This window comes from Streptomyces sp. SirexAA-E (assembly GCF_000177195.2).
Lineage (GTDB): Bacteria > Actinomycetota > Actinomycetes > Streptomycetales > Streptomycetaceae > Streptomyces > Streptomyces flavovirens.
Map to the genome: position 1 here is coordinate 1,127,051 of NC_015953.1, position 21,417 is coordinate 1,148,467.

The 21,417-nt window shown below is 73.6% G+C and carries 20 protein-coding genes and 1 pseudogene; 7 read left to right on the forward strand and 14 right to left on the reverse strand.

The annotated features are described in order from the left end of the window. Positions 1–39 precede the first annotated feature (39 nt). From SACTE_RS04850 to SACTE_RS34865, 4 genes and pseudogenes are all read left to right on the forward strand, one after another. Positions 40–846 (forward strand): LysR family substrate-binding domain-containing protein, encoded by an 807-nt coding sequence (locus tag SACTE_RS04850; RefSeq protein ID WP_014044908.1) that lies wholly within the window; start codon positions 40–42, stop codon positions 844–846. Between the two features lie 175 nt (positions 847–1,021). Continuing rightward, positions 1,022–1,978, forward strand: coding sequence for an alpha/beta hydrolase (locus SACTE_RS04855; RefSeq protein ID WP_014044909.1), 957 nt, complete (start codon positions 1,022–1,024; stop codon positions 1,976–1,978). 4 nt (positions 1,979–1,982) lie between these two features. After that, positions 1,983–3,146 carry an acyltransferase gene (locus SACTE_RS04860; RefSeq protein WP_226995145.1) on the forward strand — a complete coding sequence of 388 codons (1,164 nt, stop codon included), beginning with the start codon at positions 1,983–1,985 and terminating at the stop codon, positions 3,144–3,146. A 177-nt stretch (positions 3,147–3,323) separates the two neighbouring features. Beyond that, positions 3,324–3,536, forward strand: a pseudogene (locus SACTE_RS34865) (LuxR C-terminal-related transcriptional regulator); the annotation flags it as partial. 131 nt (positions 3,537–3,667) lie between these two features. Here SACTE_RS34865 and SACTE_RS04870 read toward each other — a convergent pair. From SACTE_RS04870 to SACTE_RS04885, 4 genes are all read right to left on the reverse strand, one after another. Beyond that, positions 3,668–4,831 carry an EstA family serine hydrolase gene (locus SACTE_RS04870; RefSeq protein WP_014044912.1) on the reverse strand — a complete coding sequence of 388 codons (1,164 nt, stop codon included), beginning with the start codon at positions 4,829–4,831 and terminating at the stop codon, positions 3,668–3,670. A gap of 85 nt (positions 4,832–4,916) precedes the next feature. After that, positions 4,917–5,492: a histidine phosphatase family protein gene (locus SACTE_RS04875; RefSeq protein WP_014044913.1), complete on the reverse strand. Its 576-nt coding sequence runs from the start codon at positions 5,490–5,492 to the stop codon at positions 4,917–4,919. A gap of 67 nt (positions 5,493–5,559) precedes the next feature. Continuing rightward, the gene (locus SACTE_RS04880) at positions 5,560–5,997 is read right to left on the reverse strand and encodes a GNAT family N-acetyltransferase (RefSeq protein WP_014044914.1); all 438 of its coding nucleotides are present in this window, start codon (positions 5,995–5,997) and stop codon (positions 5,560–5,562) included. A 46-nt stretch (positions 5,998–6,043) separates the two neighbouring features. Beyond that, the gene (locus tag SACTE_RS04885) at positions 6,044–7,501 is read right to left on the reverse strand and encodes a PLP-dependent aminotransferase family protein (RefSeq protein WP_026359214.1); all 1,458 of its coding nucleotides are present in this window, start codon (positions 7,499–7,501) and stop codon (positions 6,044–6,046) included. Between SACTE_RS04885 and SACTE_RS04890 the strand changes: the two genes are divergently transcribed. Both SACTE_RS04890 and SACTE_RS04895 read left to right on the forward strand, forming a co-directional pair. Continuing rightward, entirely contained in the window at positions 7,500–8,531 is a 1,032-nt protein-coding gene (locus SACTE_RS04890; protein ID WP_014044916.1) for a DMT family transporter, read from the forward strand. The genes SACTE_RS04885 and SACTE_RS04890 overlap by 2 nt on opposite strands. 42 nt (positions 8,532–8,573) lie before the next feature. Next, positions 8,574–8,777, forward strand: a complete 204-nt coding sequence (locus tag SACTE_RS04895; protein WP_014044917.1) for a DUF1918 domain-containing protein — start codon at positions 8,574–8,576, stop codon at positions 8,775–8,777. 92 nt (positions 8,778–8,869) lie between these two features. On the opposite strand, the gene SACTE_RS04900 is transcribed toward SACTE_RS04895, so the two are convergent. Beyond that, positions 8,870–10,132 carry a family 10 glycosylhydrolase gene (locus tag SACTE_RS04900; protein WP_014044918.1) on the reverse strand — a complete coding sequence of 421 codons (1,263 nt, stop codon included), beginning with the start codon at positions 10,130–10,132 and terminating at the stop codon, positions 8,870–8,872. A 198-nt stretch (positions 10,133–10,330) separates the two neighbouring features. On the opposite strand from SACTE_RS04900, the gene SACTE_RS04905 reads away from it, so the two are divergent. Continuing rightward, positions 10,331–11,191 (forward strand): 3-hydroxybutyryl-CoA dehydrogenase, encoded by an 861-nt coding sequence (locus tag SACTE_RS04905; protein WP_014044919.1) that lies wholly within the window; start codon positions 10,331–10,333, stop codon positions 11,189–11,191. 64 nt (positions 11,192–11,255) lie between these two features. Here the strand turns inward: SACTE_RS04905 and SACTE_RS04910 are convergent, their stop codons facing one another. From SACTE_RS04910 to infC, 9 genes are all read right to left on the reverse strand, one after another. Next, on the reverse strand, positions 11,256–11,786 hold the full coding sequence (locus tag SACTE_RS04910) for an NUDIX domain-containing protein (RefSeq protein ID WP_014044920.1): 531 nt from the start codon (positions 11,784–11,786) through the stop codon (positions 11,256–11,258). Between the two features lie 87 nt (positions 11,787–11,873). Next, positions 11,874–13,214 carry a hypothetical protein gene (locus tag SACTE_RS04915; protein ID WP_014044921.1) on the reverse strand — a complete coding sequence of 447 codons (1,341 nt, stop codon included), beginning with the start codon at positions 13,212–13,214 and terminating at the stop codon, positions 11,874–11,876. Between the two features lie 400 nt (positions 13,215–13,614). Continuing rightward, positions 13,615–16,128 carry a phenylalanine--tRNA ligase subunit beta gene (pheT, locus tag SACTE_RS04920; protein WP_014044922.1) on the reverse strand — a complete coding sequence of 838 codons (2,514 nt, stop codon included), beginning with the start codon at positions 16,126–16,128 and terminating at the stop codon, positions 13,615–13,617. Next, the gene (gene pheS / locus SACTE_RS04925) at positions 16,128–17,255 is read right to left on the reverse strand and encodes a phenylalanine--tRNA ligase subunit alpha (protein ID WP_014044923.1); all 1,128 of its coding nucleotides are present in this window, start codon (positions 17,253–17,255) and stop codon (positions 16,128–16,130) included. The genes pheT and pheS overlap by 1 nt, the downstream gene beginning before the upstream one ends. 117 nt (positions 17,256–17,372) lie before the next feature. Then, positions 17,373–18,521: an ATP-binding protein gene (locus SACTE_RS04930; protein WP_014044924.1), complete on the reverse strand. Its 1,149-nt coding sequence runs from the start codon at positions 18,519–18,521 to the stop codon at positions 17,373–17,375. Between the two features lie 145 nt (positions 18,522–18,666). Beyond that, positions 18,667–19,506, reverse strand: coding sequence for an RNA methyltransferase (locus SACTE_RS04935; protein WP_014044925.1), 840 nt, complete (start codon positions 19,504–19,506; stop codon positions 18,667–18,669). A gap of 180 nt (positions 19,507–19,686) precedes the next feature. Next, positions 19,687–20,070 carry a 50S ribosomal protein L20 gene (gene rplT / locus SACTE_RS04940; protein ID WP_014044926.1) on the reverse strand — a complete coding sequence of 128 codons (384 nt, stop codon included), beginning with the start codon at positions 20,068–20,070 and terminating at the stop codon, positions 19,687–19,689. Positions 20,071–20,177: 107 nt separating this feature from the next. Further along, entirely contained in the window at positions 20,178–20,372 is a 195-nt protein-coding gene (gene rpmI / locus SACTE_RS04945; protein WP_014044927.1) for a 50S ribosomal protein L35, read from the reverse strand. Between the two features lie 119 nt (positions 20,373–20,491). Next, complete coding sequence (gene infC / locus SACTE_RS04950) at positions 20,492–21,154, reverse strand: translation initiation factor IF-3 (RefSeq protein WP_078492682.1); 663 nt, start codon at positions 21,152–21,154, stop codon at positions 20,492–20,494. Positions 21,155–21,417 lie beyond the last annotated feature (263 nt).

The window sequence follows — 21,417 nt, forward strand, 5'->3', positions numbered from 1 at the left end:
GGGCTCCGACCATGGCGGAAGCCCCGGTAACCTGGCGGGGTGACAGGCTCCGATGTTCCCCCGTCGTTCCGGCTCGCCTACGTCCCGGGCGTGACCCCGACCAAGTGGGTGCGGATCTGGAACGAGCGGCTGCCCGGCGTCCCGCTGGCCCTCGTGGGCGTGCCCGCCGACGAGGCGGCAGACGCGCTGCGGCGCGGCGACGCCGACGCCGGTCTGCTGCGGCTGCCCGTGGACCGTACGGACCTCAGCGCGATCCCGCTCTACACCGAGACGACCGTGGTGGTGATCCCCAAGGATCACGCCGGTGCGGCCGTCGAGGAGCTGTCGGTCGAGGACCTCGCCGACGAGGTCGTGCTGCACCCCCTCGACGACACCCTGGGCTGGGAGCGTCCGCCCGGCCGGCCCGCGTTCGAACGGCCGGCCACGACGGCCGACGCCGTCGAGCTGGTGGCGGCGGGCGTGGGGCTGCTGGTCGTGCCGCAGTCGCTGGCCCGGCTGCACCACCGCAAGGACCTGACCTACCGGCCGCTCACGGCGCCGGAGGCGGCCGACGGCGCGTCCGGCCTTCCGGAGTCCCGCGTCGCCCTGTCGTGGCCCGAGGCGAGGACCACCGACCTGGTGGAGGAGTTCATCGGGATCGTGCGCGGGCGCACCGTCAACAGCACCCGGGGGCCGCGGAAGCCGCCCGCGGAGCAGAAGAAGACCGCCGGGCGCCCCGAGCGCAAGGGGGGCGGCGCCCCGCGCAAGCCCTCGGGCGGCAAGGGCGGTTCCGCCTCCCGGGGCGGCGCCCGGTCCGGGAGCGGCAAGAACGGGGGCAGGGGCGGGAAGCCCCGCCGCCGGGGCTGAAGCGCGCTTCGGAAGTCACGGCTGCCCGGCCCCGGACGCCGGGCCGACCGACCCCCTACCCGTAGTACCCAGGAGCTACCCGGCGGGTGAGCTCCCGGGCGTGACGCCGACGACGCGGGTCGGTCCATAGCTTCTGTACCGGATTCACCGAAACCCCGGTACGGAAGGACCTTCCATGGCGTCCCGCCCACACACCCGCCGTCTTCGCCGCGCGCTGCTGACGCTCCTCGTCACCGCGTCCGTGGCCCTGCCGGTGTCGGGGGCGGCCCGTCCCGCCGCTGTCGCGGCCCCCGCCCCCGCCGCCCTCGCCCCGCTGGTGGCCGCCACCCCCGCGGCCCTGGACGCCCGGTACGCGGCCACCCGGGACGCGGTGCGCGACGCACTGCGGATGGCCTCCGGTCACGGCGACCGGCGGCGGGCGGACGCCCTGCGGGCCATGGCGGGCCCGGGGCGCCACTTCCTGGCGTTCGACGGGCGCGACGGGGGCCGGACCGCGGAGGTCTTCGGCGATCTGTCCGGGGCCGCGCGGATCGCGGTCCTGGTGCCGGGGGCGGGCGTGGACCTCGATCACTACTGGCGGCTGAAGCGGGACGCCGAAGCGCTCACCGCCGAGCTGGGCGAGGGGTCGGCCGTCGTCGCGTGGCTCGGGTACCGGACGCCGTCCACCGTGAGCCCCGATGCGGTGACAGCGGGCCGGGCCGACGAAGCCGCGCCCCGACTGGTCTCCTTCGTACGTGAGTTGACCGAAGCACGGCCCGGGGCCCGCGTCTCGCTGCTCTGCCACTCCTACGGGTCGGTCGTGTGTGCCCGGGGCGCGTCCGGTCTCCTGGTCGCCGACCTCGTGCTCTACGGCAGCCCGGGCACCGGGGCCGCCACCGCCGAGGAGCTGCACACCGGTGCCACCGTCCGGGCCGGCCGGGGCGGCGGTGACTGGATCGCGCACGTGCCGCACGTCCGGCTGGACCTGGCCTTCACCACCGTCGGCTTCGGCACGGACCCGGTCGCACCGGAGTTCGGCGCGAAGGTCTTCGACGCGGGCGACGGCGGCCACAGCGACTACCTGAGACCCGGATCGGTCTCGCTGCGCAGCCTGGCCCGGATCGTCGCGGGGACGGCGGACGGCCGTGGGTGACGCCGTGCGTGACCTCGTCCGGCGTATCGACGCGGCGACACCGGCCGGCCGCGACCGCGCGCTCGACGCGCTGCGCGCCTTCGCGATCCTGGGTGTGGTGTGCGGCCACTGGCTGGTGACCGCGCTGGTCGCCGACAGCGGCACCGTGCACGGGGCGAGCCCGCTCCGGTACATGCCCGAACTCACGCCCGTCTCCTGGGTGTTCCAGACACTCGCGGTGTTCTTCCTGGTGGGCGGTGCGGTCGGCGCCAGGGGGTACGCCTCGGCGCGGGCCCGGGGCGAGTCGTACGGCCGGTGGATGCGGGCCCGGACGGGCCGGCTGTTCCGCCCGGTACTGGTGGTCCTGGCCGTGTGGGCGGTGGCGGCCGGAGTGATGCTGGTCTCCGAGGTGGACCCGGACACGGTCCGCGCGCTGGGCAAGCTGGTGTGGTCGCCGCTGTGGTTCCTGCTGGTCTTCACGGCACTGACGGCCGCCACCCCGCTGGTGGCGCGGCTGCACCCGCTGTGGCCGCTGGCCGTGGTGCTGCACGTGGACCTGTTCCGGCTGGGGCTGGACGGGCCCCGGTGGCTGGGCTGGATCAACGTGGCGGCGGGCTGGCTGGTCCCGTACTGCCTGGGAGCCGCCTGGGCCCGGGGCGGGCTGCGCGACCGGCGGACCGGGTGGGCGCTGCTGGGCGGGGGCGCGGTGGCGACGGCCGGGCTGGTCCTGTTCGCCGGGTACCCGGCCTCGATGGTCGGGGTGCCGGGCGGCACGCTCTCCAACCTGGACCCGCCGACGACGGCCGCCGTCACCTTCGGCCTCGCCCAGTGCGGGGGCGCGCTCCTGCTGCTCGGCCCGCTGCGACGGGCCCTGGCCCGGCCCGGGGTCTGGGCGGCGGTGGCGCTGGTGAACCTGTCGGCGATGACGATATTCCTGTGGCACCAGACCGCGATGATCACGGTCACGTCCACCGCCCTGTTCCTGGCCGGTCCGCTGCCCGGCCTGCACACCGTGCCCGACTCCCCCGGCTGGGTGGCGGCCCGGCTGGCCTGGCTGCCGGTGTTCGCCCTGGTGCTGCTGGTGTTCCGGGCCGCTTTCTCCGCGTACGAGACGCGGGGCGGGGGCCGTTCACGGGTGGTCCACAGGGGCGGTTCCCCGGCCCTGACCCCGAAGTCGCGCCATGCCTGAGCTGAGCGGCATGACGGGGCGTCAGGGGTGGGAAGGGGGCTGGCGGCCCGGGTGCGCGCGTTCCCGCGCCGGCTGTGCGAGGGCCTGTGGGCCTCGCCCGTCGGCCCGCTGCCGGCGCCGGGGGCGGCCCGGAGCGCCGGTCTGGCGGCCGGTGTTCGGGCTGCTGCTGACCCTCGGCGGGTCGGCGACCTGACGGAGCGCGGGACACAGGTGCTGTCCCTCGTGGCGCAGGGACTGTCCGACAGGGAGACAGCGGGCCGGCCTGTCGTGGCGGAACAGACCGTGAGGACCCATGTGAGCCGGAGGCTGGCCAGGCTCCGGCTGCGCGACCGCACCCGGGCGGCGGTGTACGCGTACGAGAGCGGGCTGATGCGTCCGGCGGGCCACTGAGCCGCCGCCGCACGGTCCACGGACCCGGGGCCACCGAGCCGCGGCACGGCCCACGGCCCCCGGGACCCGGGACCCGGGACCCGGGACCCGGGACCCGGGACCACCGACGCTCCGCGGCCGGGGCGGGCACGTTACCGGGCCTCCTCCAGCGAGCCGTACACGGCGTCGACCAGGGTCGTCTTGCGGGGGTCGTCGGCGATGTGCGGGCCCATGCGGTTCATGACGTATCCGAGGGCGATCCCCGCCTCGGGGTCGGCGAGGCCGCAGGATCCGCCCGCCCCGTCGTGGCCGACCGCGCGCGGATTGGGGCCGTAGGAGCCGTTCGGGCCACTGAGCCAGAGGCCGAGGCCCAGTTCGGTCTCGTGGGTGAAGCCCGCGCCCAGGACCAGGTCGCGGCAGCTGCCCTGCCCTTCGCGGATCCGCTCGGCGGCCTCCGCGGAGAGGATCCGCCGGCCGTTCAGGCTGCCGCGTCCGGCGACGATCCCGTAGAGGGCCGCGACCGCGCGGGCGGTGCCGTGGCCGTTGGCGGCGGGGATCTCGGCGGCCCGCCACTCGGGGGTGTTGGCGGCCTCCGTGCCCGTACCGGGGTTGAGCAGGGAGGCGATGGCCACCGGTTCCATCCGGGCGAAGAGGGCGGCCTGCTCCCGTACGACCGTGTACGGCCGGACGAGTTCGGCGACGCGGTGCGCGTCCTTCTCCGGGCGGCCGATGGTGAAGTCGATGTCCAGCGGCCCGGTGATCTCCTTGCGCAGGAACTCCCCCGGCAGCAGGCCGGTGACGCGGCGGACGACCTCGCCGACCAGGAAGCCGTAGGAGATGGCGTGGTACCCGGAGCGGGTGCCCGGCTCCCACCAGGGTTCGGTAGCGGCGAGGGCGGCCGTGGTCGCCTCCCAGTCGTACAGCTGGGCCAGGCTGTGCGGCTCGCGCAGTCCCGCGACGCCCGAGCGGTGCGAGAGCAGGTGGCGCACGAGGACGGACTCCTTGCCCGCGGCGGCGAATTCGGGCCAGTACGCCGCGACGGGGGCGTCCAGGTCCAGCAGCCCCCGGTCGGCCAGGACGTGGGCGCAGAGCGCGGTCGGCCCCTTCGTGGTGGACCACACGTTGACGACGGTGTCGCGCTCCCAGGGGCGGATGCGGGCCACGTCGGCCCAGCCGCCCCAGAGGTCTACCACCGGCTCACCGTCCAGGAGGACGGTCACGGCCGCGCCCACCTCCCCGTGAGCGGCGAAGTTGCCGACGAACGCGTCGCGCACGGCGGCGAACCGGTGGTCACAGTGGCCATGGATCTGCGACACGGTCTCTCCTCGACTCGGGACTGCGCACCTGCCGGACCGGCACCATACCGACTGGTCGGACAGGTGGGAAGGCACCGCGCGCCGCTCACCCCGGGAGCGCTTCCACACTGAGGTGCCAGCGCCCCGGCGCCCCGGTGATCGTGGTGACGGACAGCGGCCGGACGTCCACGTGCCAGTACGCCGACGGCGGTGCGCCCAGGGCGTAGACCAGGGCGGCGCGGACGACGCCGGGTTCGGCGACGGCGACGACGGATCCGTCCTGGACGGGGCGGGTGTCCAGCCAGCCCCCTATGCGGAAGATGAACGCCAGCAGGGATTCGCCGCCGTGCGGGGCCGTACGCGGGTCGCCGAGCCAGGTGTTCACGGCGGCCGGGTCGTGGGCGGCCACCTCCGCCAGGGTCAGGCCGTTCCAGCGGCCCATGTCGCAGTCGCGCAGGGCGGGTTGGGACAACGGCGCGTATCCGAGGGCGTCGCCGGTGGCGCGGCTGCGCGGGGTGGGTGAGCAGTAGCGCAGTTCGGCGGCGCCCAGGGGGACGAGGGCGTGCGCGGCGAACTGGATCTCGCGCCAGCCCGCGTGGTCGAGCGGCCGGTCGTCGCCGAAACGCTCGGCGAGCAGAGCGGAGCTGCGTGCTGCGGCGACCAGCGAGACCCGAACACTCATGGCCGCGATCGTGGGGCGCGGCGCCGCGCCGGTCAAGAGGGCGGCGCGGCGTCCGTGGGTGCCGGGCTCAGTCGACCTGGAGGGCCATCCACATCTCCGGGTCCGCGAGCGGGGTGAATCCGAGCTTCGCGTAGACCCCGTGGGCGTCCTTGGTGGCGAGCACGAACCTGCGCACGCCCAGCGGGGCCAGGTGGTCGCGGACGGCGGTGACCAGGCGGGTGCCCAGCCCGTGGCCGCGGGCCGCCGGGTCCACGTACACGTCGCAGACCCAGGCGAAGGAGGCGTGGTCGGTCACCACCCTGGCGTAGGCCGCCTGTTCGCCCGACACGCGGTCGTAGGCACCGAAGTTGAGGGATCCGGCGATCGCCCGGTCCTGCTGCTCGCGGGTGCGGCCGAGGGCCCAGTAGGCGTCCGTGGAGAGCCAGCGGTGGACGCGTTCCGCGTCGAGCCGGGACGGGTCGGGCGATATCTCGTAACGCGACGGGGGCGTGGCGTGGACGGTCATGCCGGGAGGTTACCGCTCCGGTCCGCCGGAGGGCCTGGCCCTCGCCTCACCGGGTCCGGCGTCCGGTCGCCCGCAACCCGTCGACGGCCGCGCGCAGTCGGCGTACCCCCTCGGCGATCTCGGCCGCGCCGGAGACGGCCGCGAAGCTCAGCCGGATGTGCCCGGCCGGGGGTTCGGCGCAGTGGTACGGCCGGCCGGGGGCCACGGCCACCCCGGCACGCAGGGCGGCGGACACCAGGGCGGGTTCCTCGGCGGCCGGTCCGGGGAGCCTGAGCCAGAGGCTGCCACCGCCCGACGGGACGTGCGGCAGGGCGAGTTCGGGCAGCCGGGTGCCGAGGGCGGCCGTCATGGCGGTGCGGCGGGCGCCGAGTTCGACGGCCACCGCGTGCAGATGGCGCTCCCAGGCCGGGGAGCCGACGAGTTCGAGGGCCGCCTCCTGGAGCGGGCGCGGCACGAAGAAGCTGTCGACGACCTGGATGGCGCGCAGTCGTTCCAGGACGGGCCCCCGGGCGGCCAGTGCGCCGACGCGGAGGCTGGGCGAGGTGATCTTCGTGAGGGAGCGGACGTGGACGACGACGCCGTCCGGGTCGTGGGCGGCCAGTGGCGCGGGGAGCGGGCCGGCGTCGTGGTGGACGAGGCGGCGGGCGAAGTCGTCCTCGACGACGAAGGCGCCCGCCGCCCGGGCGGCCCGCACGACCTGTTCACGCCGGCCGGCCGCGAGGGTCGCGCCGGTCGGGTTCTGGAAGAGCGGCTGGCAGACGAAGACGCGGGCCCCGGTCGCCCGGAAGGCGGCTTCGAGCAGGTCCGGGCGCACCCCGTCGGCGTCCACCGGGACGGGCACCGGCCGCAGTCCTGTGGCGCGGGCGGCGGCCAGCATGCCGGGGTAGGTCGGCGACTCGACGAGGACGGGGGCACCGGGCGGTGCGAGGGCCCGCAGGGCGGTGGCCAGGGCGCTCTGCCCGCCGGCGGTGATCAGGACGTCGTCCCGGGTGTGCGCGGGTCCGATCTCCCGGGCGAACCAGGCCCGCAGCTCGTCCAGCCCGTCGGTGGGGGGCCTGCCCCAGGCGCCGGGGCGCCGGCCCGCCCGGGCGAGGGCGGCGGCGAGGGCCCGTTCGGGCTGGAGGCCGGGGTGGAGGTAACCGCCGTTGAGTTCGACGACTCCGGCGGGCGGCGCGGCGAGCGTGACGAGGACACCGGAGGCGTCGACGGTGCGGGGCACGACCTCGGGTCCGCCGTCACCGCTGAGCGACACCTCCTGCCAGGAGGTGTCGCCCGGCTCGGGCACACCGGCGCGGGACTCGGACCGGAAGGCGCCGGAGCCGGGCCGGGTGACGACCAAGCCTTCGGCGGCGAGCTGCGCGACCGCCCGGGAGACGGTCACCGGGCTGACCCGGAAGCGCTCGACGAGCGCCCGACTGGATGGCAGCTTCCCACCGGGCGAGTAGCGGTCCAGCTCGCTCTTCAGCGAACTCACCAGGTCAGCCACGCTGCTACGCTCATGCATGACAGCACAGGATAGCGCTACTGAACACACGGCGATAGCAGTCGACCTGGCCGGGAAGGCACCGGAGGCGTCCGGGCGCGCAGGTGTCCTGCTCGCCGGTCTCGGCGTCGTCGCGTTCTCCCTGACCTTCCCCTCCACGGTCTGGGGGCTGGAGAGCTTCGGCCCCTGGTCGCTGGTGGCGCTGCGCAGCGTGCTCGCCGCGCTGATCGCGGGCTGCGCGCTGCTGGTGGGCCGGGTGCCGCTGCCGGGGCGGGAGCATCTGGCCGGACTGGCGGTCGTCGCGGGCGGTGTGGTCGTGGGCTTCCCGCTGCTGACCTCGCTGGCGCTGCGGACGTCGACGAGCTCGCACGCGGCCGTGGTGGTGGGTCTGCTGCCGCTGACGACCGCGCTCCTCTCGGCACTGCGCACGGGCTCGCGTCCTCCGCGCGCCTTTTGGGCCGCCGCGCTCGCGGGGGCGGCCGTGGTCATCGTGTTCACGGTCCAGCAGAGCGGCGGTGCGCTCTCCGCAGCCGACCTGTATCTGTTCGGGGCGCTGCTGGTCTGCGCTGCCGGGTACACCGAGGGCGGCAGGCTGGCCCGGCTCATGCCGGGCTGGCAGGTGATCGGCTGGGCGCTGGTCCTCGCCCTGCCGCTCGCGGTGACGGGCGCCGCGGTGGCCCTGCCCTTCGAACCGGTCCACCTCACCGCCCACGGCGTCGTCGGCCTGGTCTGGGTCGCGGCGGGCTCCACCTTCCTCGGCCTGTACGTCTGGTACCGGGGCATGGCGGAGATCGGGGTGCCCCGGGCCAGCCAGCTCCAGCTGGCGCAGCCGCTGCTCACCCTGGTCTGGTCGTTCCTGGCCCTGGGCGAGGAGGTGTCGGCCGCCGCCCCGGTGGCCGCGGTGGCGGTGCTGCTGTGCATCGCCGTGACCCAGCGCGCGGGTCGCGGCAGGCCGGACCGCGGGGCGCCCGGCGGCCGGAAGGGCACCCGGGACGGCGGCCTGGGCGGCGGCCGAAACAGCGGCCGGGACGGCGGCCGTGCCGCGTCATAGACTTGTCGACATGGACCGCCACCCGTGAGGAGGTCGCTCCCGATGGAGGCACACACCGGTGACCGGCTGCTGACACACGGCAGGACCGTGGGGCAGCAGGACCGGGTCGCAGAGATCGTCGAGGTGCTGGGAGCCGGGGGAAGCCCCCCGTACCGGCTGCGCGACGAGGACGGGCACGAGTCGCTCGTGTCGCCCGGCCCCGACAGCGTGGTCCAGCACACCGCCTGCCGGCGCGAGGAGCGGTGACACGCCGCTGAGACCCGGGCCGCGGCGGTGACACGCCGCCGAGACCCGGGTCCGCCGGGGGCCTCGCGTGGCCCCCGGCGCACGCGGTCGCGTCAGCGCGGGGTGCGCGCCCGGACCTGGTAGTGGTCGGCCACCACCCGGGCCAGGGCGCCGGTGGGGTCGGTCTTCGCGTGCTTGGCCGAGAAGAAGATGTGCCCGTCCACCCCGTCGTGCCCGTCGGCCAGGTCGAGGTGGCGGGAGAGTTCGGCGGGGTCCTGCCAGGCGGCGGGCTGAGCTGGGTCGCCGCACTTGTACAGGGCCTCGCCGATGTACAGGTCGACGCCCGTGCCCCGTACCGTCGTGTCCCACCAGGCGACGAGTTTGCCGTAGTCGGCGGCGGAGTTGCCGATCTCCCAGTACACCTGGGGCGCGATGTAGTCGATCCAGCCCTCCTTCACCCATTTGCGGGTGTCGGCGTGCAGGTCGTCGTAGGTCTGCACCCCGCCCCGGGTGTCCGAGCCCAGCGGGTCGGTCGCGGCGTTGCGCCATACGCCGAACGGGCTGATCCCGAAGCGGACGTCCTTCTTGAGCCCCGTGATGCGCTCGGCCGTCTCCCGGACCAGCCGGTCGATGTTGTCGCGGCGCCAGGCGGCCTTGTTCGGGAAGGCCGACCCGTGGCGGGCGTAGGCGGTGTCGTCGTCGAAGGTCTGCCCCGCCACCGGGTAGGGGTAGAAGTAGTCGTCCCAGTGCACCGCGTCGACGTCGTAGCGGCCGACGGCGTCGAGCATCGCGTCCTGGACGAACTTCCTCACCTCGGGCAGGCCCGGGTTGTAGTACAGCTTCCCGCCGTACGGGAGGACCCAGTCCGGGTGCACCCGGGCGGGGTGGGAGGCGTTCAGACGCGCGGGGTCGGTGTGGTTGGCCACCCGGTACGGATTGAACCAGGCGTGCAGCTCCAGCCCGCGGGCGTGGGCCTCCTTCACGGCGGTGCCCAGCGGGTCCCAGCCCGGGTCCTTGCCCTGGGTCCCGGTGAGGCACTCGGCCCAGGGCTCGTGCGGGGAGGGCCACAGGGCGTCCGCCGTCGGCCGGACCTGGAGGACCACGGCGTTCAGCCGCAGCTCCACCGCGCGGTCCAGGTGCGCGACCAGCTCCGCCTGCTGGGCCGCGGCGGTCAGGCCCGCCTTGGACGGCCAGTCCAGGTTGCCGACCGTGCCGATCCACACCCCGCGCAGCTCGGCCGCCGCCGCCCGGCGGACCGCCGGGGGCCCCGGGCGGGCGGCGGGGCCGGGGCGGGCCACGGCGTCACCCGCCGTGACCAGCGCGGCCACCGTCCCCGCCGCTCCCAGCACGAACGACCTTCGTCCCATACGCCGCATCTGCTCCACCTCTCGTCACTCCGTCCCTGTGCGTCACCGCGGCAGCCGCGCGTGACGCGGATCATGCCCGCCTCGGGCCGCGACCCGCGGGACACCGTTGCCGGGTCTCGGAGTAACGTCGTGGGGTCGAGGCGGGCACCCGGAATCAAACGGGAAGGGCCGCAGGAGATCAGCGAAAGGCACGAGGTGACGGACTCTATGGCCGACATTGCACGCGTCGGAGTGGTGGGCTGTGGCCAAATGGGCGCAGGCATCGCGGAGGTGTGCGCCCGCAGCGGCCTCGAGGTCAAGGTGGCCGAGACCACCGGCGAGGCGCTGGAGATCGGCCGCACCCGGCTGCACAACTCCCTCTCGAAGGCCGCCGAACGCGGCAAGATCACCGAGGAGGAGCGCGACGAGACGCTCGGCCGCCTGAGCTTCACCACCGACCTCGGTGAGTTCGCCGACCGCGATCTCGTCATCGAGGCCGTCGTGGAGAACGAGCAGGTCAAGACCGAGATCTTCCAGGTGCTCGATCAGGTGGTGACCCGGCCGGACGCGATCCTCGCCTCGAACACCTCCTCCATCCCCCTGGTGAAGCTGGCCGTCGCCACCTCCCGGCCCGACCAGGTCATCGGCATCCACTTCTTCAACCCGGCCCCGGTGCAGAAGCTCGTCGAGCTGATCCCGGCTCTGACCACGTCGGACGAGACGATCAAGCGCGCCGAGGCCGTGGTGGAGGGGGTGCTGGGCAAGCACGCGATCCGCGCCCAGGACCGCTCCGGGTTCGTGGTCAACGCCCTGCTGATCCCCTACCTGCTCTCGGCGATCCGGATGTTCGAGTCGGGCATCGCCAGCCGCGAGGACATCGACAACGGCATGGAGCTCGGCTGCGCCCACCCGATGGGCCCGCTCAAGCTCGCCGACCTGATCGGCCTGGACACCGTGGCCTCGGTCGCCGACTCGATGTACGCCGAGTACAAGGAGCCGCTGTACGCCGCTCCCCCGCTGCTCCAGCGGATGGTCGACGCCGGCCGCCTCGGCCGCAAGACGGGTTCGGGCTTCTACCCGTACGCCTGACCCGGGCACCGCACCCGAGGCCGGCCGGGACCTTCCCGGCCGGCCTCCGGCGTGTCGCGGGGGCTCAGCCCAGCAGCAGGTGACGGAGCATCAGCAGTCCGGCCGCCATGTTGGCCGCCGGTATCTCGCCGCGTGCGACGAGGTCGGGGACGAGCTTGAGCGGTACCCACTCACGGCGCGAGGACTCGATGCCGTCCGCCGGAGGACCTGTGTAGGCGGCCTCCCGCGTCCAGAAGAAGTGGTGGCGGGCGTCGATGAGCCCGTTGGCCGGTTCGGCCGTCATCAACGGGCTCAGCGCGCCGGGGCGCCAGCCGGTCTCCTCCTCCATCTCCCGGGCCGCCGCGGCGGCGACGTCCTCACCGTCCTCGACCACACCGGCGGCGAGCTCCCAGCCCCAGCTGTCGGTGATGAAGCGGTGCCGCCACAGCAGCAGGGCCTCGTTGGCCTCGTTGACGACCGTGGCCACGGCGACGGGCCTGAGCCGGATGAGGAAGTGGTCGAGATGCCGGCCGTCGGGGAGTGCGACGTCGGCCAGATTGACCCGGAACCACGGGTTCTCGTACACAGTCTGTTCGTTCAGGTTCTTCCACTGCATGGTTCTGCCACCTTCCGCCTGATTGGTGGCAACATCCGAGCAGGAGGGTTCCCGCCGGGGAATGCGCGCGGCCCCTCCCCGGAGGGCTCACAGAGGCACGCGCAGCGCCCCGTCGATCAGACCGGCCGCCGCCTCCGCGTCGGCACAGCCGCTGGCGGCGAGGTGCTCGCGGACCGCCCGCAGCCGGTCCCTCAGCCGCCGGGACTCCATCCCCCGGGCGTGTTCGGCCATCTCGGAGGCGGTCCCGGCCGCCCGGTCGGCCTCTCCCTGGAGCAGTTCGAGATGGGTGAGCAGCGCCAGCCGGTGCACCCGCCCCCGGGCGTGCGCCGGGGAGCGTACGGCCGCCGACGCGTGCTCCCGGGCCGCGGAGAGGTCCCCGAGGCCGAGCAGTGCCTCCGCCACCTGGACGTCGACGAGGCCGGGCTGGACGTAGCCCGTCTCCTCCGGTTCCCGGCCCGGGCTGATGCGCCCCGCCTCGGACTCCGCGCGGTGGATGCGCTCCAGGGCGCTGCGGGGATCGCCGAGGCGGGCGTAGGCCTTGGCCTGCATCGCGTACAGGTCGGCCGCCAGCGCCGGGGTGATGTGCGGCCCCGCCGCCCGCAGCGCGGCCTCGGCGAAGGCGACCGCCCGGCGGTAGTCGGCCAGGAACAGCGACTGGTTGACCAGCAGGGCGATCACATAGCCGCCGAGCCCCCGGTCCCCGCTCGCCTTGGCGAGCCGCAGGGCCTGGTGGAAGTAGCGCTGGGCGAGGCCGTGGGCGTCGGAGTCGTAGGCGCAGATACCGGCGACGGCGACCAGGCCCCCGACGGCCCGGTGCAGCCGGCGCCCCACGGCGTCGTCGTATCCGGCGCGCAGCAGGGGGGCGGTCTCGGCGTTGAGGAACTTGACGACCCGGGATCTGGTCGCGATGCCGCCGGCCTTTCGGTACATCTGTTCGTAGTGGGTGCGGGCGGCCCGGAGCATCTCTATGTCCGCCGCGCTCACCCGGCGGGGCCCCGGGCGGGAGACGTCGGTGTCCTCCGGCGGGTTCTCCCACTCCCAGACGGGCATCACCGCCCCCGTGCCGGTGGCGACCGGCGCCGCGGCGAGGCGGGGGCGCCGCTGGTCGTCGGAGCGCCACAGGGCGGTGGCGTGCTCGACGAACCCGGAGAGGCCGGCCGGCCGCGTCTGCGCGTACGGTCCGCAGGTGCCCATGCCGATGTCGTCGAGGGTGACGGGGCGGCCCAGCCGTCCGGCCAGCACTTCGCAGATCAGGTCCGGGACCTGGCCGCGGGGGCGCTGGCCCTTGAGCCAGCGGGCGACCGCCGTGTGCTCGTACCGCAGGACCAGGCCGCGGGCCCGGCCGGCCAGGTTGATGTGACCGGCGAGCCCGGCACGGGACACACCCGCCTCGTCGATCAGGGATTCGAGCAGGACATTGGGCTCCATTGCCCCCCCATATGCGCGTCGGGACGAGCTTAGGGGTGATTCACACGGGGTGTGAATCAAATGCCCGAACCGTCCGGCTGTGCGCTCTGCCGCCCCGGCCGGCCGGCCGCTTGAATGAACGTCTCGCAAGAGGCGGCCGGGTCGTCGGCTCCCCCTCGTATCAGCTCGACGACCCGAATCCGCGCCGTCCGTTCCGCCGACCTGCCCGACACTCCGAGGCGGAGCGGACGGCGCCGGACCGCACGCGTCCGCCGCCCCGACGAAGGAGGGTGGCCGAAGGGCCGGTGCTCCCGGCCCGCGTGCGGTCCCCGGGGCCGCCCGGCGAGACAGCGGGAGGGGCACACCCGGTGGCCGGATGCGCCCCTCCCGCACTTCTGCGCGCGCCGATGGCGCTGCCGGGCTACGCGCCCCGCAGCACCGCGCCCGTGCGCTCGGCGGCCAGCGCGACCGCGCTGTCGCGGGCCTCGGTGGCCTCCTCGACGGTCAGCGTGCGGTCCGCGGCACGGAACCGCAGCGCGTACGCCAGGGACTTGTTGCCCTCGCCGATCTGCTCGCCGGTGAAGACGTCGAACAGCCGCAGCGATTCGAGCAGCGGACCGGCGCCTTCGCGCAGGGCCTTCTCCACCGCGTCGGCGGGTACGTCCGTACCGACGACGAGCGCCACGTCCTGGGTCGCCACCGGGAAGGTGGAGATCCGCGGCGCCTGGAGCGCGCCGTCCACGGCCTGCTCCAGGACGTCGAGCTCGACCTCCGCGGCGCAGGTCCGCTCGGGCAGGTGGAGGTCCTTGACGACGCGCGGGTGCAGTTCGCCCGCGTGCCCGAAGAGGACCTCCTGGCCGTTCACCGTGACGTAGAGCGCGGCGCACCGGCCCGGGTGCCAGGGTGCGTGCCGGTCGGCACGGACGATGACCTCGACGCCCGCCTCGCGGGCGATCGTGCGGGCCGCCTCGACGGAGTCCGCCCAGTCGGCGGGCCGGCCCTTGCCCCACCAGCCGGCCTGCTCGCGGGCGCCCGCGAGGACGACGGCGGCGCGGCGCGGCTGGCGCGGGAGCGCCGCGTCCAGGGCGGCGATCTCCTCCTCGGTGGGACGGCGGTCGACGGGCAGCCGGACGGCCTTCGTCTCCTCACCGGTGGGCCTGAAGACGAGCCCGGTCTCGAAGAGCGCGAGGTCGTGGCTGCCGCGGCCCTCGTTGCGGCGCAGCGCGGCGAGGAGGCCCGGCAGCAGCGTGGTGCGCAGCGAGGGCTCCTCGTCGGAGAGCGGGTTGACGAGCGTGACCGTGCGGCGGCGCGCGTCGCCCTTCTCCAGGCCGAGCCGGTCGAGGGCGGCCTCGCCGATGAACGGGTAGCTGAGCGCCTCGACGTAACCGGCACCGGCCAGCGCCCGGCCGACGCGCCGGTGCAGCCGCTGACGCTCCGTCAGCCCGCGTCCGGACGGCGGGGTGGGCAGGGTGGACGGGAGGTTCTCGTACCCCTCCAGACGGATGACCTCTTCGGCGAGGTCGTTCGGCGCGGCGAGGTCGGGGCGCCAGGACGGGACCGTGACGATCAGCTCGTCCTGCCCGTAGACGTCGCAGCCGACCTCCTGGAGGCGGCGTACGACGGTCTCGCGGCCGTAGGAGACCCCGGCGACCTTGTCGGGGTGGTCGGCCGGCATCGCGATGGTGCGGGGCGCGGACGGGGCGCTGATCTCGGTGACGCCCGCCTCCGCCGTACCGCCCGCGAGGAGGACCAGCAGGTCGACGGTGCGCTGCGCGGCAGCGGCGGCGGCCTGCGGGTCGACGCCGCGCTCGAAGCGCTTGGACGCCTCGGAGGACAGCTTGTGGCGGCGCGCGGTCCGGGCGATCGAGATCGCGTCGAAGTGCGCGGCCTCGATGACGACCTCGGTGGTGCCGGCGTCCTCGGTGGCCGCGTCGGCGATCTCGGTGTCGGCACCGCCCATGACGCCCGCGAGGCCGATCGGCCCGCGGTCGTCGGTGATGACGAGGTCCTCGGCGTCCAGGACGCGCTTGGTGCCGTCGAGCGTGGTGAGCTTCTCGCCCTGCTGGGCGCGGCGCACGCCGATCGGCCCCTCGACGCGGGTGCGGTCGTAGGCGTGCAGCGGCTGGCCGAGCTCGAGCATCACGTAGTTGGTGACGTCGACGGCGAGCGAGATCGGGCGCATCCCGGCCTTCTGCAGACGGCGCTGCAGCCAGATCGGGGAGCGGGCCTCGGGCCGCAGCCCGGTGACCGTGCGCGCGGTGAACCGGCTGCAGCCGATCGGGTCGGACACCCGGACCGGGTGGCCGAAGGCGTTCGGCGCGGGCACGTCCAGCAGGGCCGGGTCGCGCAGCGGCAGGCCGTAGGCGATGGCGGCCTCACGGGCGACACCGCGCATCGACAGGCAGTAGCCCCGGTCCGGGGTGACGGCGATGTCGAGGATCTCGTCGACGAGCTCCAGGAGCTCGATCGCGTCGGTGCCCGGCTCGTACTCCGGCGGCAGCACGATGATGCCGTGCGTGCCGTCGTCGCCCATGCCGAGCTCGTCGGTGGAGCAGATCATGCCGTGCGAGGTCTTGCCGTACGTCTTGCGCGCGGAGATCGCGAAGTCGCCGGGCAGGACGGCGCCCGGGAGGACCACGACGACCTTGTCGCCGACCGAGAAGTTGCGGGCGCCGCAGACGATCTCCTGCGGCTCGCCGGTGCCGTTGGCGTCGCCGACGTCGACGGTGCAGAAGCGGATGGGCTTCTTGAAGCCCTCCAGTTCCTCGATGGTCAGCACCTGTCCGACGACCAGCGGGCCCTTGAGGCCGGCACCGGTCCGCTCGACGGTTTCCACCTCGAGGCCGACGGCCACCAGCTTGGCCTGTACGTCACGGCCGGTCTCCGTCGCCGGCAGGTCGACGTACTCCCGCAGCCAGGAAAGCGGGACGCGCATCAGATCTCCATCCCGAACGGCCGGGTGAAACGGACGTCACCTTCGACCATGTCTCGCATGTCTTCTACGTTGTGGCGGAACATCAGCATCCGTTCGATGCCGAACCCGAAGGCGAAGCCGCTGTACTTCTCGGGGTCGACGCCGCAGGCGGTGAGCACCTTGGGGTTGACCATGCCGCAGCCGCCGAGCTCGATCCAGCCCTCGCTGCCGCAGGTGCGGCAGGGGCGGTCCGGGTTGCCGACGGACTCGCCGCGGCAGACGTAGCAGACCATGTCCATCTCGGCGGACGGCTCGGTGAACGGGAAGAAGTTCGGCCGCAGCCGGGTCTTCATGTCCGGTCCGAAGAGCGCCTGGACCATGTGGTCGAGGGTGCCCTTGAGGTCGGCCATGGTGAGGCCCTCGTCGACCGCGAGCAGCTCGATCTGGTGGAAGACCGGGGTGTGCGTGGCGTCGAGCTCGTCGGTGCGGTAGACCCGGCCGGGGCAGACCACGTAGACGGGGGGCTTGCGGCTGAGCAGCGAGCGGGCCTGGACCGGTGAGGTGTGCGTGCGCAGGACGACACCGGACTCGTCGCTCTTCGCGCCGTCCGCGCCCTGGACGAAGAAGGTGTCCTGCATCTGCCGGGCCGGGTGGTCGGGCACGAAGTTCAGGGCGTCGAAGTTGAACCACTCCGCCTCGACCTCGGGGCCCTCCGCGATCTCGTAGCCCATGGCGACGAAGACGTCCGCGACACGCTCCATGAGAGTGGTCAGGGGGTGGCGCGCGCCGGCCGGGGTGCGGTCGTAGGGCAGTGTGACGTCCACCGCCTCCTCGACGAGCACCCGGGCGTCCCGCTCGGCCTCCAGCTCCGCCTGCCGGGCGGCCAGCGCCTTGGAGACGGCGCCGCGGGCCTGGCCCACGCGCTTGCCCGCCTCGGCCTTGGCCTGCGGCGGCAGGGCCCCGATCTCCCGGTTGGCGAGCGACAGGGGCGAGGTGCCGCCCGTGTGCGCGGTCTTCGCCTGGGCGAGCGCGTCGAGGTCACCCGCGGCCGCGAAGGCGGCGAACGCCTCGTCCCGCATGCGCTCGATCTCTTCCGGTTTCAGTGCCTCGACCTCGACCGGGTCGTACGACTTGTTCGGTGCCGACATCTCTTCCCGTGCTTCCGATTGGCTGGTGGCGCGACCTCCGACTCGACGACCGAGGGCGCGAAGGTGCCAAAGGTCGAGTCTACGGGCCGCCGGTGGGCGAAGAAGCCCGTGGGCCGCTCAGACCAGGTAGGCCGGCGCGCTCACGGGCAGGATAAATCGGAATTCCGCCCCGCCTCCGGGGCCGCGGTCCACGGTGATCGTGCCGCCGTGCGCCTCGACGATGCCCTTGACGATGTACAGGCCCAGGCCGGTGCCGCCGCGCTTGCTCCCCCGCCAGAAGCGGGTGAAGACGCGGCCCATCGACTCCTCGGGGATGCCGGGACCCTCGTCGCTCACGGTGACCGCCGTCGCACTCGTCTCGCTCCCGCCGGGTGCGGGTGAGATGTCGATGGTGACGGTTCCCTCGCCGTGGCGCACCGCGTTTTCCAGCAGGTTGCCGAGGACCTGGTCCACCTTGTCCGGGTCCGCCCACAGATCGGGCAGCGGCTGCCGGGTACGGACGAGGAAGCGGTCGGGTGCCTGGCCGGCGGCGGTGAGCGCCTGGACGTGGCGTTCGACGGCGGCGGAGATGTCCACGGGCTGGCGGCGCAGCTCCAGCCGGCCCGAGTCGATGCGGGAGATGTCGAGCAGCTCGGCGATGAGGCGGGTGACGCGGTTGGCGTCGGCGTCGACGGTCTCCAGCATCAGCCGCTTCTGGTCGTCGGTGAACCTCTCCCACTTGGCCAGCAGCGTCGCGGTGAACCCCTTGACGGAGGTGAGCGGCGAGCGCAGTTCGTGGGCGACGGTGGCGATCAGCTCGGCGTGGCTGCGCTCGGTACGCCGGCGGGCCTCGGTGCCGCGCAGCGAGACGACGACCCGGCGGACGGGACCCTTGGGCGCCTCGCGTACGTAACGGGCGGAGACCAGCACCTCGCGGCCGCCCGGCAGCAGCAGGTTGCGCTCGGGCTGCCCGACCCGGGTGGCGAGCCCGCCGTACGGGTCGGTCAGGGTCCACCAGCGCCGTCCCTTGAGGTCCTCCAGGGGCAGCGCGTGTTCCAGGTCGCGGCCGAGTGCCGCGGCCCGCGGGGTGGCGGTGATCCGGGCGGCGGCGGTGTTGAAGCAGATGACACGGCCGCTCTCGTCGGCGACGACGAGACCGTCGGGGAGATGGTCGGGGTCGATGGCGCCGACGAGGCCGCCGACGGCGTCGTCCGTGCCGTCCAGGTCGTCGATGGCGCGCACGGCTGCCGTGTGTGTGTGACGCGGCCTGCTCATGCCGACAGCCATTCTCCCGTACCCCACCTCTCGAACCGGTGCAGTGGGCCCCCGAGTTCGTCACCCTACTAGGCGTCGGACGGCGAGCGACACCCTGCGGCGGCGCACCGGGGGGTGTGGCGTGTATCGATCGGTGACGGGGCGCCGCGGGGGTGGCTCAGCCGGTGCGGCGCGGGCGCTGGGCGCGCGCCGAGGCGTACAGGCAGACGGCGGCCGCGGTGGCGAGATTCAGGCTCTCCGCCTTGCCGTGGATGGGGACCCGGACGACCGCGTCGGCCAGCGCGCGGGTCTCCTCGGGCAGGCCCCACGCCTCGTTGCCGAAGACCCAGGCGGTGGGCCCGCCCATGGTGCCGGCGTCGAGTTCGTCGTCGAGGTCGTCGGTGCCCGCGCCGTCGGCCGCGAGGATGCGCACGCCGGCGCCGCGGAGCCCCTGGACGGCCTGCTCCACGGGTACGCCGACGGCCACCGGCAGGTGGAAGAGGGAGCCGACCGAGGCGCGCACGGACTTGGGGTTGTAGAGGTCCACGGAGGCGTCGGTGAGCACGACGGCGTCCGCTCCGGCCGCGTCGGCGCAGCGCAGCACCGTACCGGCGTTCCCGGGGTCGCGTACGTGGGCGAGCACGGCGACCAGGGTGGGCTTCGCGGCGAGGATCTCCTCGAAGGGCGAGTCCAGGAAGCGGCAGACGCCGATCAGCCCCTGCGGGGTGACGGTCTGCGAGACGTCCGCGAGCACGTCGGCGTCGGCGAGGTGGACCCGGGCCCCGGCCGCGTGCGCGGCGCCGACGATGTCGGCGTACCGGTCGGCGGCCTCGACGGTGGCGAAGAGTTCGGTCAGGGTGGACGTGCCGTCGCTCCCCCGGTGCGCGGCCGCCTCGCGTACGGCCTGCGGCCCCTCGGCGATGAACCGGCGCTCCTTGCCGCGGAAGTTGCGCCTGGCCAGCCGGCGTGCGGCCGCGACGCGCGGCGAACGGGCGGAGATCAGTTCGGGGGTGCCCATGGTCGGCGGCGAGCCTCTCTGCGTAACTCTGCTTCTCTGCGTACGTTTCTCTGCGTACGCACCTCTACGTACGGCGGCCGTGCACGGGCCCCGGGGTGCGCACACGTCGCGCAACGCACCGGACCCGCAGACGGCTGCCGCCTGCGGGTCCGGCTCGGAACTCTCGAAGAGCGGCCTGGATCAGGCGGCCTTCGGGGCGTTGACGTCGCTCGGGAGCGCCTTCTGGGCGACCTCGACGAGCGCGGCGAACGCGTTGGCGTCGTTGACCGCGAGCTCGGCCAGCATCTTGCGGTCCACCTCGATGTTGGCGGCCTTCAGACCCTGGATGAGGCGGTTGTACGTCATGCCGTTCTGGCGGGCAGCGGCGTTGATGCGCTGGATCCAGAGCTGACGGAAGTCGCCCTTGCGCTTCTTGCGGTCGTTGTAGTTGTAGACCAGGGAGTGGGTGACCTGCTCCTTGGCCTTGCGGTACAGGCGCGAACGCTGTCCGCGGTAACCGCTGGCGGCCTCGAGGATCGCCCGGCGCTTCTTGTGTGCGTTTACTGCCCGCTTGACGCGTGCCACTTTTAACTCCTTGCAGCGGGGCCGTGGTCGTACTCACACGGCCCGGAAACGAATGGGGTCCCGGACGGGTCGAGGGCGCGCCTCCGGCTCAGCCGGAAGCCGCGTCCTCACTTGCCGAGAAGCTTCTTGATCTTCTTGGCGTCGGCCGGAGCCACGACGGTCGTACCGGTCAGCGAGCGGGTCTTCTTCGACGACTTGTGCTCGAGCAGGTGGCGCTTGCCGGCCTTCTCGCGCAGCACCTTGCCGGAGCCGGTGATCTTGAAGCGCTTGCTGGCACCGCTGTGCGTCTTGTTCTTCGGCATCGCGCCGTTATCTCCTCGTCAGTGGCGCCCCTCACGGTGCGGAGCACCGGACTGCAGGGGCGTCAGATCTTTGGGTGGTTCCGAGGGACCCGGGGGCGCCTGGCTGGCGCCCCCAGAGGTCACGCCTCGGAAGGTGTCTCGCCCGGAGCCTCGGCCGCTGCGGCGGGAGCCTCAGCGACATCGCCCTCGGCTTCGGCGTCCGGGGTGGTCCCCTGACGCTCCGCCTTGCGGGCGGCCTGGGCCTCACGGGCCTCGGCCATGGCTTCGGTCTTCTTCTTGTGCGGGCCGAGAACCATGATCATGTTCCGGCCGTCCTGCTTGGGGTTGGACTCGATGAACCCGAGGTCCTCGACATCCGAAGCGAGACGCTGGAGCAGTCGGAAGCCCAGCTCGGGGCGGGACTGCTCACGGCCGCGGAACATGATCGTGATCTTGACCTTGTCCCCCTGCTTGAGGAACCGGACGACGTGACCCTTCTTGGTGTCGTAGTCGTGCGGGTCGATCTTCGGCCGGAGCTTCATTTCCTTGATGACCGTGTGCGCCTGGTTCTTGCGCGCCTCACGGGCCTTCATGGCGGACTCGTACTTGAACTTCCCGTAGTCCATGAGCTTGCACACAGGGGGGCGGGCGGACGCCGCCACCTCGACCAGGTCGAGGTCGTACTCCTGTGCGAGCTCAAGGGCCTTGGCAAGCGGAACAATCCCGACCTGCTCGCCGCTGGGACCGACAAGTCGCACCTCGGGAACGCGAATCCGGTCGTTGATGCGGGGCTCGGCGCTGATGGATCCTCCTCGGTAGCACCACGCGACCGCCTGGCGGACAGCCGCGTAACGTCTGGTTTGAGACCAACCGAGCCGGGAGACGAAAAATGCCCCGGACGGGACACAGGCGGGGCTCCTGGTGATACCGGAACACCGCCGCGGCAACCGCGGGGCGCATCGGGCGGCTCCATCGTCCGTACGGAACGATGGCTACCGCCTGACCGGTGACCCACCGTCCCAGGGGACGGTCAGGTGGGAGATCGGAGCCTCCACTTGTGGGCCGG